Below are 15,812 nucleotides of genomic sequence, written 5' to 3'. Positions count from 1 at the left end.
AAGCCAATAGTGAAGTTGATTTAAAAGATCATTTGGATGAAACTGTTTGGATACGAAGTCATTCATCCCGACTGCTTTGGTCTGTTCTCTTGTTTCGAGCTCCGCAGATGCGGTTAATGCGATCAATAGTTTAAACCATTGCTTTCCAAGCTGGGAAGTACAAATCAAATTGAGTGCCAATACCTACTTTGGAATCAACTAATATGGTTCCTCCCATTTTGGCTAAAATTCCATAAATGATGGAAAGACCAAGTCCAGTCCCTTTTCCACCTTTTGTGCTGAAAAATGGATCAAATATTTTTTCCAATATTTCCTTAGGAATCCCGTTTCCATTATCAATAAAACTCAATTTCCAATATTCAGTATTTTTCAAAAAACCAACATGAAATAGTTCTGATTTCTCATATGATACTTTTGATAGTGAAATTGTGATTTTAGGATTCTGTGAATCTTGTAATGCAAATAACGAGTTCTCATATAAATTTGATAAAATTTGAAAAATCTGGATTGGGTCTGCTTCAATAAATGCAGCTTCGTTTCCTAAATCTGTAAATAGAGTCACCTTATTAGCAGAAACAAATTTTACTTCATTTAATACCTGCAACAATTGTTCCCGCAAATCTAATTGTTTAGAAGAAACATGTTCAATTTTCGAATAAGTTAATATTTGTTGGATTAAATTTTTTGCTCGTTCTAATGATTTGGAAATACCTTCGATCGCAGGAAGTGACCTTTCGATCATTTCATTTGAAGAATCCTTTGACCACTCCGCATTCAAATAGGAAATATACGCCATCATAGGTGTTAACAGATTATTAAAGTCATGTGCAATCCCACCTGCAAACGTACCCAAAGCTTCCAATTTTTGCGCTTGTGCATAAGCTCTTTCTAATACAATTTTTTCGGTGATATCTTTGGCTTCTAATACTATGTATATTATTTTTCCACTAGCATCATTTAAAGGATAAAAATCACAATCAAAGTATTTTTCTCTTCCGTCTCTCAATCGATAAGATACAAACACTTCAAACGTTTGATTCTTTAATGCCAATTTCATTCCATAAGTTAATTTTTTGATAGAAGCTTCATTTGATTCGGAGAAAATAGAACTAATCAATTCCAATCCTTGAACATCAGATTCATTACGTTCGAAGGATAAAACAGAATTCCGATTCATTCGTATAATGTGACCTTGCAGATCTAACAAAAAAATAGCTTGTGATGAATTATTAAAGATCCCCTTGAATAATTGTTCATTGAATTGGATAGAATTTTCTAAATCAGATACATCAGAAATATCGTGAATAGTCCCAAAAATACGAAAACGATTTTCATCAAATCGTTCTGCTTCCAACCATAAATTTACTTTTTTGCGTCCATGTTTCGTATTTAAGTGTAATAAGAATTCTTTTGAAGTATTTTCTCTTGTTACTTCTTGCCAGATTGATTCAATTTTTTTCCTTTCATCAAAATCTAATAAATTCCATACTTTTTCCATCAAAGGAATTTCATTAAACTCATAACCCAAAATTCGATATAACTCTAATGACCAAAGGGTATTATTTTCAGGAAATATAACTTCAAAATGCCCTAAATGAGAAATCTTTTGTGATCTAGTTAATATCTCTTCTCCATGAACCAACATTTCCCAAGCTTTTTTCTGAGATTGTTTTAACCTAAGAGCTTCTAACTCTCGATTGACGACAAATGGAAGTTTGATAATCGATGATTTAGGAAGGAATTCTGCTGCGCCTAAATTTAAATACTCAGAAGCAGCTTCTTCAGGAACGAATTCCGTAACGAGTATGATAGGCAATTCAGGATTTAATTCTTTAATGCGATGAATTACATACTTACCATCAAAATCTGGTAAATAATAATCTGAAATCACCAGATCCCAGGACTTATCTAAAATGGACTTTTCAAATTCAATTTTCCATTCTACCCTTTCCGATGTGACATTGAATCCAAAATTTTCTAAAACAGATACGATAGCCTTGTAAGAAGCAACTGAATCTTCTACAACTAAGACTTTTATTTTTCTTTGGCTATCCATAATAGAAATTTTTAATTAAACAATCCAAATATGGGCAGTTCCATATCTCCTAAAATCTCAGCTTTATGTTTATAAGCCGTACCACGCCCTTCTGCTAAAGCAAACTTACCTTTCGAAAAATCATTCGGAGATAAATAAGGAGTATTAGTTTCTAATCGGATTAATTTTTTCCCTTTCTCTTTTGCTAAAAGTGTTTTCAAATCCTCTGTTTCTGTTTCAATGATTTGCACAGAAGCATCTAATGCTCGCTTCATCATGTTTTTACTGACTGGCCTATGATTGTTAATTTGATGGATGACAATTCGATCGATACTTGGATCTAAAATTAATTCCTTAATAGGTTCTCCATCACCAATACCGCCATCTAAAAACTCTTGGCCTTGGAATTCTTGCACTTCATAAAGGAATGGAAAAGCAATGGATGCCATTACCGCATCTAATACATTCCCTTCAGTGATTAACTCTCTTTTGTTCTTTGATAAATTAGAAACTGCAATCCCCAATTTAATAGGCAATTCAGAAAACTTTTTATTACCCAAGTATGGGTATAAGATTTTACGAGTTGCTTTCCCTGTCAAAACTCCGCTAGATTGATTCCATCCTTTTTTTAAGAGACGACCTAGTAAGGTTAAGGAATTACCTTCCCAAAAATCTTTCTTCTTGAGGCCCAATACAACCGATTCAAAATCCACCATCTCTCTTCCAGTAGCATATAGTGCACCAATCATAGCTCCAGAACTTGATCCAGTGACAATGGCTGGCTTAAATCCAATTTCTTGTAAACCTCTTACAAAACCAGTGTGAGCAAAAAAACCAAAAAAAGCAGACTTTAAACATAACGCCGAATATTTTTTAGGAAAAATTAGTTCAATCATAAGTAGAATTACAAATACCTTCTTAGACGTTTCGAAACCATTTTGAAACGGATACTTTTGTTATATCATAGAACAAAACTCCTATAAAAGCAACCAGTATCGCTGAAGAAAATTGTAGAAAATTGAGTGGAACAAATCGAAACAATGTGTTCATTCCAGGCAAATATATCGACAGAAGTAACACTGTAATGGTTCCTACAAAAACAATATTGATCATCGAATTTCGAATTCTCATACGACTCCACATCGATTCATGTAAAGAACGATTTGCCAATATTAAAAACAGATTTGAAAATACTAAAGTTACAAATGAAGCAGTGCTCACCACTTGGTTGTTCGAATCATGATTTAAAAACATATGAGTAAGCCAATAAGTAGAAACAACTGACGCCAAAGAAAAGGCTCCCTGGATTAATGATGTAATGAACAGTTCTTTATCCAATAGAGGTTCCGAAGATACTCTTGGTTTCCGTCTCATTAAATCAAATTCCGCATCTTCTTTTTCAAAAACGATCGTACATGTTGGATCGATTACCATTTCCATAAATACAATGTGAATCGCAGAAAGTACGACAACTGGCCAATTCAATAAGATTGGCAAAAAAGTGATTCCAACGATCGGAATATGTACGCCAATTAAATACCCAAGTGCTTTTTTTAAATTATCAAAAATTTGCCGACCAATCCGAACAGATTCCAATATAGAAGAGAAGGAATCATCTAACAAAACAATATCTGCAGCTTCCCTTGCGACATCTGTTCCCCGTTCTCCCATGGCAACACCAATGTTTGCAGTTCGTAATGCAGGAGCATCATTAACTCCATCTCCTGTCATTGCTACAATCTCACCTTCAGACTTTAGAAACCTAACCAATTTCCATTTATCCTCTGGACTAACCCTAGAAAATACATTACATTCTTTTAATACTTTCTTAAATTCCTGGTCCTCTAAATTGGTAAACTCTTTACCAGTATACACTAAATTTGAATTCTTTAAGCCAATTTGTTTCGCAATATTCTTTGCTGTTTCTGGATAATCTCCTGTGATCATAATCACACGAATTCCAGACTCATAAGCAGTTTTTACCGCACTTGGTACAATCTCTCTAATTGGATCCAAAAAAGAAAGTAATCCATAAATTTCATACTGAGCGGTGTTTCGCTCTTCAGGAATATTTTTCAAAGGTATTTTAGATTTTGCAACAGCAAGTACTCGATACCCCTCCTTTGCTAAATCGTTTGTTTTGTTTGTCCAATATTTCAAATGATCCGAATCTAATTGGCATAACTCAAACACTGCCTCAGGAGATCCTTTCGCATAACATGAATATTCGTTTTCCTCTTTTAAAACTCGAATCATTGTTAATTGTTCTGGAGTTAACGGAAAATCTTTTATAGATAATAATGAAAAATCACCATTTTGATGAAAAAGGTTCATACAATCAGTAATCGCAATATCCATAGGATCAAAACTCGGATGTTTTGATGCAAAGTAAGCAATTTGTAAAATGGATTTCGAAAGGTCTGAAACTTCATTTATTTTTTCTAAATTTTCTTCACTATCTATTGTAGTAATTTTTCCAACTTTCATTTTGTTCTTTGTAATTGTGCCAGTTTTATCAGAACATAAAACAGTTGCAGCACCCAAAGTTTCAATGATTGATGATCTTCTCACCAATACATTTTTAGTACTCAACCGATAAGCACCCAAAGCAAAGAAGATGGTCATTACTAACGGCAATTCTTCTGGCATTAACCCTATAGCCAGTGTTAACCCAGACAATAATCCTTGTAACCAAAGGGATTTCACAATTCCAAAATAAAGAGCAAGTAAGATGCATAATCCCGCAGCAACGAGAAATAAATTTCGAACTAACCTCGCTACCTCAAGTTCCAACAATGTTTTTCCAACTGTTTCGTCCGCAATCTTTCTTCCTATTTTACCAATTTCAGTATGATTACCAACTGCGATTACCCTACAAACACCTTCCCCACCAACAACAAGTGCACCACAATAAACCAATTGTCCTATTCCCTTATTCACCGGTATCGATTCTCCCGTTAATAATGATTCATCACACGAAAACAATCGGTCTGATAATAATTCAGCATCGGCGGGAATCCTGTCTCCTTCATTCAGAATGAGTAAGTCTCCGTACACAACATCTTTACCCTCAATTCGAATGATTTTTCCATCTCGAATAACGTTTGTTCGTGGGCTTGCTAAAGAACGTAAGGCTGAAATTGCAGTTTCTGTTTTTTTCTCTTGATAGAATGTGATACAAATAATTCCGATCACTGAACCTAACAACAGCAAGGCTTCACCTCGGTCTCCCAAAAGTAAATAAACGATACTAATGGAAATGAGAAGCAGAATCATTGGTTCTGTGACCACTCCAAACAACATATGAAGGAAACCAATTCGTTTGGAGGAACTAATTTCATTTGCCCCATAGACTGAACGGTTCTTTTTTACCATGTCTAGGGAGAGACCCATGTTGATGTATTCGGAGATTTGTTTTGGTATTGATTGCATTTTGGTTCGAATTTTGGTTTGAATTTTTAATATTTCAGATTAACATTCTAGAATGTGCGATACATCTCTTGCGACTGAAAAATTTACAAAAACGCAAAAAAGAATCTTTGCGAAGAACTCAGATAGAGAACCGAATGAAGCCCAATCAATTCTCCATATGCCCCGAATGGAGTACCCAAAAGACTCACTTTTAAAAACCACTTTCATTGAAATTCCACAAACATCCGTTACTTATGAAGTGTTTTTATCCAAACCATTCCATATGTGGGGCGCCGAAATGGGCGTGAATGAATTTGGGGTTTGTATTGGGAACGAAGCTGTATTTACTAATCTCAAAATTCTTAAAAAGAATAATGGCTTAACGGGTATGGATTTAATTCGCGTGGCATTAGAAAGGTCAAAAACAGCAAAAGATGCCTTATTTTTAATTACGGAACTTTTAGAAACTTATGGTCAGGACGCTTGTGGTGGATACGAAAACAAATCTTTTTTCTATCACAATAGTTTCATCATCGCAGACAGAACAGATGGTTATGTATTAGAAACAGCAGATCGATATTGGGTAGCAAAAAAAATTGATTCTTACTATGCAATTTCTAATGGGTTAACAATTGAAACAGATTTCGAATATTGTTCTACGAATTTAATTGAAAAATTAAAATATAAATCCAAAGAAGATTTTTCCTTCAAAGCTTATTTTAGTGATTCTTTTTACACTTATATGAGCCATTGCCATGAAAGAAGGAGTTTACACGAAAAAACTGCGGAACGATTTCAAAACATTCATTCTACTTACGATTCAAAATTGGCAATTGAAACTTTAAAGACACATCTTATTGATTCAAATGATTTTGAACCATGTTTTTCGTCTATGAAGTCACTCTGTTTACATGCAACGGGTCCAACAACACCTAACCAAACAAATGGCAGTTTGGTTGTCGAGTGGGATACTTCCGAAACTAACCAAGATCCGTTACGAATTTTTTACACAGGAACTTCTACCCCATGTTTGAGTTTATTCAAACCATTCTTTTTTGGAACAAAAAACTTCATCAATGCGTCTAGTTTGGATTCAAATGGGAACTATGCGGACACATTATGGTGGTTACATGAATCCATAGCAAGAAAATCTAATTTTGATTACCAAGGCGTAAGATCCATTCTAGTTCCTACACTCGTTGGACTTCAAGATTCCATTTATTCAATGACAAAAGAATCACTTTCCATGCAAAAAAAGGAAGAGATCCAATGGAGGTTTTTGAAGGACCATGTGAACATTCTGAAAAAAATAGATGATGAATTAATTGATGCAAAAATTGGTAAAAGCCGGTGGCAAAACCCAATTTTTCAGCTCTATTGGAATAGCCAAAATAGGAAACTAGGATTTCGCACTTCCAACTAACAGAATTAAGATATCATTCACATTGGTGCCAGTAGGTCCAGTGGATACTAACGCGTCTATGTCTTTAAGGATTGGATAAGAATTGGAATTATGTAATTCTTTTTTTGGATTCCAACCTTTCTTTTCCATCTTATGAATGGAATCGTTTCCAACGATTCCAACTGCAACATCGGTTGGACCATCAGTTCCATCCGTACCACCAGACAAAAATGTCCATTCCCGTTCCGTAGGATGTTCATTGAGTAATAGTGATACTCGAAGTGCTGTTTCTTGGTTTCGTCCACCAATCCCATCACCCAAAACAGGGCAAACCATTTCACCACCTAACACAATCATTTGGCTTTTGGGTGAATCTAAGGCTAAATTAAATTCCTCTTCAAAAAGATACGATGTCTCTTCAGAAGAACCCGACCAAGTATCACTAATCAATTTAGTCTGGTATCCTAATTTTTTCCCTTCTTCTAAAATTCGATGGATAGAACGAGTGAGATTTCCTATGATAAAATAATTTTGACTCGGGTAGGTAGGTCCTGAAGCGATTGAATTTGGATCATCTCCGATTACATCTGAAATGACCAAGGTATACACTTCCAAATCTTGGTTTAATTCCTTTAAAAGTTTTCCACCTTTCACCTTCGAATACTTTTTTCTTTCAGAATTAATTTCCTGAATGGATTTTCCGCTCTTTAATAATTGATTCTGAATGTTTATAAGCTCTTGTAAAGACAGTCCATCAATCGGAACTTCAAATAAACTTGATCCTCCACCAGAAAGTAAAACCACGAGTCGATCCTTCTTACCCAATTGTTTTAATTGGTCTAAAACTTCGAGAGCATACCGAATTGAATTCTCGTCGGGCAAAGGATGAGAAGCCTCTCGATAAGTCCAAATTTTGTCCTTGTCCTTATCCTTCTCAGAGAGTTCCAACGGTAAATGATTGTATTTCGTTAACACATAACCTTTATTAACTGAAAATAAATCAGAGAAAGATTCAGCCATTGAATATGCTGCCTTACCTAAAGAGAACACAAATTGATTTTTTGAGTGGTCAGATAGTTTTTCCACCACGTCCATGTTCTCTTTACTAAATTCTTGAAACAATTCCTTCGGACTTGCTGCTTTTATCCCCTCTAGGAATAAATAAAGAATGTCATCTCGAATCGATTTCAAGATTCTTATTTCCTAGTTTTAGCATCCAGGAGATCAAAGTCGATTTGATTTCCATTTAGTTTTCCAAAACTCAAAACATCAGTTGGACACAAAGAAACACAAGCGGAACATCTCACACATTGTACACTGTCCATTGGAATCCCACGACTCGCATAACCCATCACATCGATGCCTTGGTGGCAATTTTTTGTACAAATATTACATGAAATGCATTTCTTTTTCTCAGAAAAAATACGAAACTTACTAAATCTCGCATAAATATGCATAAGTGATGCAAGCGGACAAAACATCCTACACCAAACTCGGCCAGAGTATAAAAAATAACAACCAACCCCAACAACACCTGCGAGACCAATATCGACAAAAATGTCGTAATACAATTTGATAGAATCGGCAATCATTTCTCCTAATGTTAAAAATGGGAACAAGGTCTTCCCATATACACTCAAAAGTTTTAGAAATGTAAGTAAAAATGCGAGAAAGAGAATGTATTGTCCAGTATGTTCCCATCCATAAGCTGTTTTAGAATGTGGCATTTTTTGTCGGTATTCATCCCCTAGTGTTTCGGCAAGTCCACCACAAGAACAAATCCAACCACAATAGACACCTTTCCCGTAGTGATATACTAATAGCGGAATGAATACAAAACTAAAGGATAATCCATAAACTAACCAAAAGTTAGTGATGCCACCGTCATATAAGACACCCATACTGAGAGGCCATGCTAAAATAAATCCATACGCTTTCCAATATGCATCGGAAGGAAAAATTTCTGTTCTAATAAATCCTTCTGGAGTACCTAAATAGCCAAGATCACCTAACTTTGGCAAAATCAATTCAGGCAATAAAAACAAAAAGAAGATTTGGATTCCAATTAAAGATAATGTCTGGTAAAAGATGTATTGTGTTTTTCGAACCATCATCCTTCTAATTCCAAAGATCAAAATTGTAAGTGAATACAATAATGTATAATGGAATGAAGGATATTTGCCAAACAATTGAAACTGTTGGTAAGTTGCCAAAAAATATACTGACAAAAAATACAAAAATACAAAAAGGAAATAGGTAACTTTAAAAATTTTCCAACCATCAAACTTTAGTTTGTTTTTTGTCAGTGAAATAGTAGCATATAAAATCAAACTCAACGTAGAATAAAGCGCAGATATTGATGCCACTACGGAAAACCAAAACGGACCATAAAAAGAGGCTTTTCCAAAATAAGCAGTAAATGCAAATCCCATTAGGCTCGAAAATCCCAACCAATCCAAAAAATTCTTTTGGTTTTGTAACTTAACACCAATTTTTTGAAAAAAATGAAGCGGAGGCAAATTACCAATCAAAATGTATACTAGATCTGATTTAATTTTGAGAGCAGAATCTTTTTTTTGAACAAAAACATTCGTTTGGTTAATTTCTGTAAGTCTAGCGTCATATAGGATTTTAATTTTCCCTTGTGACGAAAGAGTTAAGACCTTTTTTACATTTTCAGATTTTGCTTTATTGAATTCATTTCCTCTATGTATGAGTGTAATCTCTTTTGCATACTCAGAACACATGATGGCCGATTCTAGTGCAGTATCTCCTCCGCCTACGATGACAATGGATTGGTCCTTGGTGTCTTTTGGATCAATGAATCGGTATAAAACATTTGATCCCATTTCTCCTTTGATCCCTAATTTTTTTGGATCTCCAGATTTACCCATTGCGATCACTACAGAGTTCGTTTGGTATTGAGAGCCAGATTCTGTTTCCAAAGTATATCCAATTTGGTCTTTTTGGATGTGAATGACTCTTTGGTTTGTTTGAATTTGGATTGGATTTTGTTTTAAATACTGGTTTAAATCTTTTAAAAGACCTTCTTTTGTTGTATCAACAATTTTGATTGCAGAACTTCCAAGATAACCACTTGGTTCCGCAAAGATTGGTTTTCCATTGGGATAACTCTGGATGGTTTGGAAGGGTAAATTTGATTCTAAAACGATATACTTTTTACCCAATCGTTTTGCTTCTATGGCACAAGACACACCAGAGGGACCCGAACCAATGATCACCACATCGTAACGATCATTTTTAAAATTAGGAATATAATTCCAAACCTTCACCCCACTTTCTGTAGCCATTTTCAAAAGTGGAACACCTGTTAAATCTCCAATCACAAAAACATTCGGTAAATTTGTTTCGTAGGAGTCAGATAATTCTGGGTAAATTTCCACTTCACCAGTGGGTGATGATTTTTTTAACCAATTAAAATAAACTTGAGGCCACATATCATTGTATTGGACATGTGGTTTGAAAAAAAAGAAACTAATTTACGGTGAGTTAGGAATTCTAATCGTGATTTTTGTCCCATGATTTGTTGAACTTGTCACATTCATCGTACATCCTTGGTTCCGTAACATTTCAGTACAAACTAAAAGGCCAAGCCCAGTTCCTTTTTCACCTTGGGTTCCAAATGCTGTTGGAAATGGTTTCCCTTCTCCAATTTGCCGGATTTGTTCCTTAGACATTCCAATTCCCATGTCGACAATACTCAAGTCTAGATATTTTGGTCCAGTTACACTGGTGATGGTAACAGTACCTTTGGGATGAGAAAATTTAATCGCATTGGAAAATAAATTTCGTAAGACTGTGCTAATCATTCTCTCATCACAATAGACCATTAATGGATCTGAAAGTTGGATCTGCCATTGGATTCCCTTATCTGTAGCTTGTAATTCCAAAATATCTTTTGCATTTTGGGTCACAGTATATAAGTTGATGAATTCCAAATGAGTGGGAATTTTTTTGGATTCATTCCTTACCCAATCAAGTAAATTTTCCAAGACTAAGTAAGATTGATTTGTACTTTTTTTTAATTCTCTAAGTGCCACTAGTAATTCTTCACGATCTGGTAATGTTTCGTTTAAAAATCCTAAATAGGAATTCATCGTTCCGATCGGACCTTTTAAGTCATGTGCTAAAATCGAAAAAATTCGATCTTTATGTTGGTTCGTTCGTATCATCTCTTGTTGGATACGATTCGTGTTTCTTAAAAAATAAAACATGATAAGGGCAACAAAGAATAAACAAGATACAACCGAATTGACTCGGAACAATTCCTGGATTTTAGGATCATAGAGTAATGTGCCTTCTTGGAATTTTCCTGGTGTTCCAAAAAATTCAAACCAAATATAAAACAGATTATTAGTCAGAAATACAAGAAGGATCCAAAACTTATCTTCATAAGAGAATAATACAAACGGTGCTAAAGCAAATACCAAAAAATAATAATAAAAACCACCCGAATTTCCAAAACTAATAAAAGAAACAAATACCAATGGAATTGAAATTGTAAAAATTAATAAAATCCTAGCAAGTGAATACTGTTCCTTAAAATTCAAATATAGAATATAAGAAAATATAGTAATCACCGAAAGATGAATGCAGTTCATGATCCAAACATTCGGTGCACCAGCGATGACGAACAATATTGAGTATTGGATATTGGATAAAATTCCCAAAATGGCAATTAAATTTGCCAACTGCACCCTAACCGAAGTTTGAAGGTCCAATTGGTGATTCACTCCTAAGTTGAGCAAATAACGTAACCCAATTTTTTGGAAAACCAATTTCATAGGAAATCGATCGTAAAGTAAGTTACATCATCTGACAATCGAAAAGTAAATTTTTTGATTTCTGATTTGATTTTTTCGTTTAGTTCCTTAGGACTTAATACAATTCCTTCTAAAAGTTGCGATCGTAATCGGGCTTCTCCGAACATTTCCTTTGTTCGGTTATGACTTTCTGTAATTCCATCCGTATAAAAAAAGTATCGATCTCCAGGTAACAATGGCTGTGTAAATGTTTCTAAAAACACATCCTTTTTCCAACCCATGATTGGCCCACGACCACCTAATGCCTCTAACGTGTTTTCCTTTCGATTTAGGTGGAATGGACTTGGATGCCCCATAACAGAATACTGAAACACTTGATTTTTCAGATCAAAATGACTTGCCACTGCTGTGATGTAGTTTTTCTCAACAACTGGTAACATCTTTAAATTTAATTCATTTAAAAATTGAGATGGATCTTTGATTTTTGGGGCAATTTCCAGAAAATTAACTTTGAGCATACCTGCGATAAGGGCAGCAGCTATTCCATGCCCTAAAACATCGCATAACAAAAAAGTAAGCGAACCGTCTTCATGAATGTAGTAATCAAAATAATCCCCACCGATCTTTTCCATAGGCATAAACATAGAGGCGACATTCAATGTTTGGTATTGAAATTCCATGGGTGGAATTAACTTGGATTGCAGACTTGCTGCCATCACAAGATCATCATGCAAAAGTTTATATTGTTTTTGTAATTCTTGTGTTCTGAGAGTAACAATCATCTCCAAGGATTCATTTAAATTACGTAACTCTCTTTTAGTTCTCGAACTTTGTAAGGCAATGGCAAGAACTCCAGAAAATAAAAAGGTTAATATACCATATTGGGTTAAGTATGCATTTTTTCCTGTAATGAAGTCTGTTAATACATCTGCAATTCCAAAAAAAGTAGCTAGTAGAGCACCTAAAGACACAACTATCGCTTCTGGTGTTTTATTATAATTTCGGGCTAAGAGTTGGACTAAAATTGGTACTTTAATTCCAAGTAAAATATACCAAACATACACAAAATAGAATCTAACGTCTGGATTGAGTTCAAATAGTTGAATCAATGCTAAAATTGAATCGAAAAAAAATGTAAGGAATGCAATCTTTGTTATCCTTCGTTCAAATAAGGTATGAACGAATAACATGATAAACACGGGAAAGATAAATTGGCAAAAGAAAAGTAACCTAACCAATACTTCAGGATTGATCCCTAAAAAGTGAATTTTGTTTAAAGCAGGCAAACGCCAACAGACAAAAAAAATTGCAGTTCCCGCAAGATACAATCCTGATTTAGATGACCGATTTAAAGCATACCCAATGGCTTGTTGTAAAAAAATTCCGAAAAACAAGGCAGCCATCACAATCTGATTTACATCCTCATAAATCATTTTGTCTTTGATCTCATTTTGAGTTCCAAACATTGGAGTTGACCTGAACAATCCACAACGGAATTGGGTTTCCCTACATTCAATTTTTACTTCAAGATGATTATCACCTAACAATACAATTGAATTTGGAATTTCATAATAACGAACCTTATGCCAATACGCATAATAATTTGGTGACAAACCGCCGGTCTTACCAATAAGTTCTCCATTCCAAAAAGTTTGGTCTGCGGAATGGACACGATCTAAATACACTGATAATGAGGATTCTGGTAATTTTGTGATGGGAATTGTTAGGTGGTATTTTCCTTTCAGAGGAACTTTATAACCTTGTTCCACAAGTGGAATTCCTACCTGAATTTGTTTGGGATTGGTTTCACCATCTAATTGGAATGTCCAACCTGATTCTAATGGAATCATTTCCGCCGAAAGGGAAACACTAAACAAGGATACAAACAAAAGGTACTTCATCATGGTACTGGGTTGGAACACCGAGAGGATTGAAATGTGATTCTCGGGAAGTGCAAGGATTTTTTTACACTTGGCAGATTCACAAATTGAATCCCCACTCACTTAAAAATCATAAAGACTCAATTATCCCTTAAATAACTGTATAACAAATGTTAGATGTCACTGGTTTTCAAATTTCTGAGAGTAAGGATTTCCGATACCTTACGAAAAAAACAATGAGTCTCGGGAAGGTACAGTCGCTTTGTAGTAAATTCCACAAGTTGGGGACAAATTCTTAAGAAAAACTGTCGACTTTCGTATTTAGACTTAGTCTAATTATTGACAAAATCAGGTAGGGAAAGAGATTGCAATGGTAATGGATTTAAGTTACCAAAAAACAAAGGAACTTTTGGAATCACACGGAATACGTCCCACTTCCCAACGTTTGGAAATGGCCCACCTACTCCTTGAGAAGCACCAACATTTGTTTGCCGAAGAAGTTTTCCATTTGGTGAATACTCACTTTCCCCATGCGTCACGGGCGACCATTTTTAATAACCTTAAGTTATTCGCTGAAAAAGGTTTGCTTGGTACGTTAGAACTGAAGTCGGGAGTCACTCATTTTGATTCGAATACTGGTGTCCACCACCATGCTCTGGACGAATCTTCCGGAGAGATTGTAGACATTGAACTCAATGATTCCTTGGAAGAAAAGGTTCTCAAAGAATTAAAGGAAAGTTACTTTCAGAAAACTGGAAAAGAACTTCAGAATGCAAAACTTGTCATCACCTTAAGAGGGAAATAAATTTCCCCCTGCTTGGGTTCCTAATTTTATTTTTTAATTTTGTCTCTGTATTTGATCGCAATTGCAGATGCATTCCAAATCACTCGATTCCAAACAACAAGCAAAATACTTTTTTGTCTAATTTCAAATCGATAGTTGATGATATCATCTCCACCTTTTTCTCTCGCTTGTTTTAATAAATCACTGTAACCAGTTTCACCTGTTAAAACCACTAAAAACCAAGTTACAAATTCACCTTGGGTTTCCACTGGACCAATGATTTGGTAATCATCAGAATTCATAACATACTGAGTCATGTTCGCTGCAAGTCCCGGAGTACGTAACTCTGAGTAAACACAATTCCCAATTACGGAACCAACTAACAACAATGGTAAAATACGAATCAGAATCTTTTTCATACTAGATCCCCTTTTAATGGATTTCTTTTTTACTGAATTTCAAAAAAGAGTCAATAAAAAAGAGAAGATTTTTCTTTATGAAGAAATAGAATCGTTTTAAATATGAACGATGGATATCCTTCAATTGCAATTTGTGGAATTGGCTCAGTTACAGTAACCATAATACATGCCTTTCACCAAAACAAAGTTCCTTATACAATCCTTTGCAAAGACCAAAAGAGACTTTTTTCCTTACAAGAAAAACCTGTCCAATTTAAGGGACCAAATGGTGATACAACCGAAATAAACTTAAAAGACCATTTAACATTGGTTCAAGACAACACTGAAACATTTGACTACATCATATTAGGTTGCAAAAATCAATTATTAAACGAATACCTTACACTTACAAAAAACCATTTAAAACCAAATGGGAAATGGATCTTAATTCAAAACGGCTTACCCGAAGAACATTTTCAGGATCTTAAAAACAAAATCATTTCAGGAGTTGTTGGATGGAACACACAAGTGTTAGAAAGTGGAATCTACTTTCAATCCAATCCGGGTAGTTTAGTACTTGGTGGTTCGGACGAAACCAAACCAAATTCGATTTGGAAAAAGTCTCTAGAACCTTGGATCGACGTTGTGCTCACTGAGCACATTACCGGGTTTAGGTGGCATAAACTCGCTATCAATTCCATCATCAATGGACTCGCTGCTTCCAAACAATTGAGTTTGGGACAGTTATTTCTAATCAAAAAAGGGAGGGACCAAGCAATCACAGTTCTAACTGAAATCAAAGAGCTGATGTCCAAGTTGCAGATTAAAGAAGGAGTGGTTCCTGGTTCCTTTCCCATTCAAAAACTTGGTGGTGGAAAAGGATCCTTGCCCCTTTGGATTCGGCATTTGGTTCTTATCCTTTTAGGTTTAAAGTATTTCAAAATCAGAACATCAATGGTCCAGGACTTAGATCATAAACGAAAAACAGAAATTGAATTTATCAATGGCGAAGTCGTAAATGAGGCAATCAAAATCGGATTACCAGTTCCAACGAATGAAAGGATTGTGAAGGAAGTATTGAAGATAGAAAGTGAATTCCCATCGTAACAGATTTGGGA

The 15,812-nt window shown here is 35.0% G+C and carries 11 protein-coding genes; 3 read left to right on the top strand and 8 right to left on the bottom strand.

The features are described 5' to 3' along the window. Positions 1-130: 130 nt before the first annotated feature. The 3 genes from CH354_RS13045 to CH354_RS13035 are packed head-to-tail and all read right to left on the bottom strand — an operon-like array spanning position 131 to position 5,467. Positions 131-2,056 (bottom strand): hybrid sensor histidine kinase/response regulator, encoded by a 1,926-nt coding sequence (locus CH354_RS13045; RefSeq protein WP_100729014.1) that lies wholly within the window; start codon positions 2,054-2,056, stop codon positions 131-133. Positions 2,057-2,067: 11 nt separating this feature from the next. After that, a complete protein-coding gene (locus tag CH354_RS13040) occupies positions 2,068-2,931 on the bottom strand; it encodes a patatin-like phospholipase family protein (protein ID WP_100727819.1) in 864 nt (287 codons plus the stop codon). A 22-nt stretch (positions 2,932-2,953) separates the two neighbouring features. Then, positions 2,954-5,467 carry a cation-translocating P-type ATPase gene (locus CH354_RS13035; RefSeq protein WP_100727818.1) on the bottom strand — a complete coding sequence of 838 codons (2,514 nt, stop codon included), beginning with the start codon at positions 5,465-5,467 and terminating at the stop codon, positions 2,954-2,956. Positions 5,468-5,519: 52 nt separating this feature from the next. On the opposite strand from CH354_RS13035, the gene CH354_RS13030 reads away from it, so the two are divergent. Next, positions 5,520-6,869, top strand: coding sequence for a C69 family dipeptidase (locus CH354_RS13030; RefSeq protein WP_100727817.1), 1,350 nt, complete (start codon positions 5,520-5,522; stop codon positions 6,867-6,869). Here CH354_RS13030 and CH354_RS13025 read toward each other — a convergent pair. From CH354_RS13025 to CH354_RS13010, 4 genes are read right to left on the bottom strand one after another with little or no spacing between them, the layout of a single operon-like run. Next, positions 6,846-8,039, bottom strand: a complete 1,194-nt coding sequence (locus CH354_RS13025; RefSeq protein ID WP_100727816.1) for a glycerate kinase type-2 family protein — start codon at positions 8,037-8,039, stop codon at positions 6,846-6,848. The genes CH354_RS13030 and CH354_RS13025 overlap by 24 nt on opposite strands. A gap of 5 nt (positions 8,040-8,044) precedes the next feature. After that, positions 8,045-10,306, bottom strand: coding sequence for an NAD(P)-binding domain-containing protein (locus tag CH354_RS13020; protein WP_100766510.1), 2,262 nt, complete (start codon positions 10,304-10,306; stop codon positions 8,045-8,047). Between the two features lie 42 nt (positions 10,307-10,348). Then, a complete protein-coding gene (locus CH354_RS13015) occupies positions 10,349-11,653 on the bottom strand; it encodes a sensor histidine kinase (RefSeq protein ID WP_100727814.1) in 1,305 nt (434 codons plus the stop codon). After that, positions 11,650-13,536 carry a PP2C family protein-serine/threonine phosphatase gene (locus CH354_RS13010; RefSeq protein WP_100728865.1) on the bottom strand — a complete coding sequence of 629 codons (1,887 nt, stop codon included), beginning with the start codon at positions 13,534-13,536 and terminating at the stop codon, positions 11,650-11,652. The genes CH354_RS13015 and CH354_RS13010 overlap by 4 nt, the downstream gene beginning before the upstream one ends. Positions 13,537-13,888: 352 nt before the next feature. Between CH354_RS13010 and perRA the strand changes: the two genes are divergently transcribed. Further along, positions 13,889-14,317 carry a peroxide-responsive transcriptional repressor PerRA gene (gene perRA / locus CH354_RS13005; RefSeq protein WP_100727848.1) on the top strand — a complete coding sequence of 143 codons (429 nt, stop codon included), beginning with the start codon at positions 13,889-13,891 and terminating at the stop codon, positions 14,315-14,317. 26 nt (positions 14,318-14,343) lie between these two features. Here the strand turns inward: perRA and CH354_RS13000 are convergent, their stop codons facing one another. Then, positions 14,344-14,715 (bottom strand): LIC11742 family lipoprotein, encoded by a 372-nt coding sequence (locus tag CH354_RS13000; protein WP_100727813.1) that lies wholly within the window; start codon positions 14,713-14,715, stop codon positions 14,344-14,346. Between the two features lie 102 nt (positions 14,716-14,817). Here CH354_RS13000 and CH354_RS12995 point away from each other — a divergent pair, with 102 nt between their 5' ends. Beyond that, entirely contained in the window at positions 14,818-15,801 is a 984-nt protein-coding gene (locus tag CH354_RS12995; protein ID WP_100727812.1) for a ketopantoate reductase family protein, read from the top strand. The last annotated feature ends 11 nt before the right edge of the window (positions 15,802-15,812 follow it).

Origin of the sequence: Leptospira levettii, from assembly GCF_002812085.1 — a bacterium.
In the GTDB taxonomy this organism is placed as follows: domain Bacteria; phylum Spirochaetota; class Leptospiria; order Leptospirales; family Leptospiraceae; genus Leptospira_A; species Leptospira_A levettii.
This window is presented reverse-complemented; position numbering and strand designations above follow the sequence as displayed.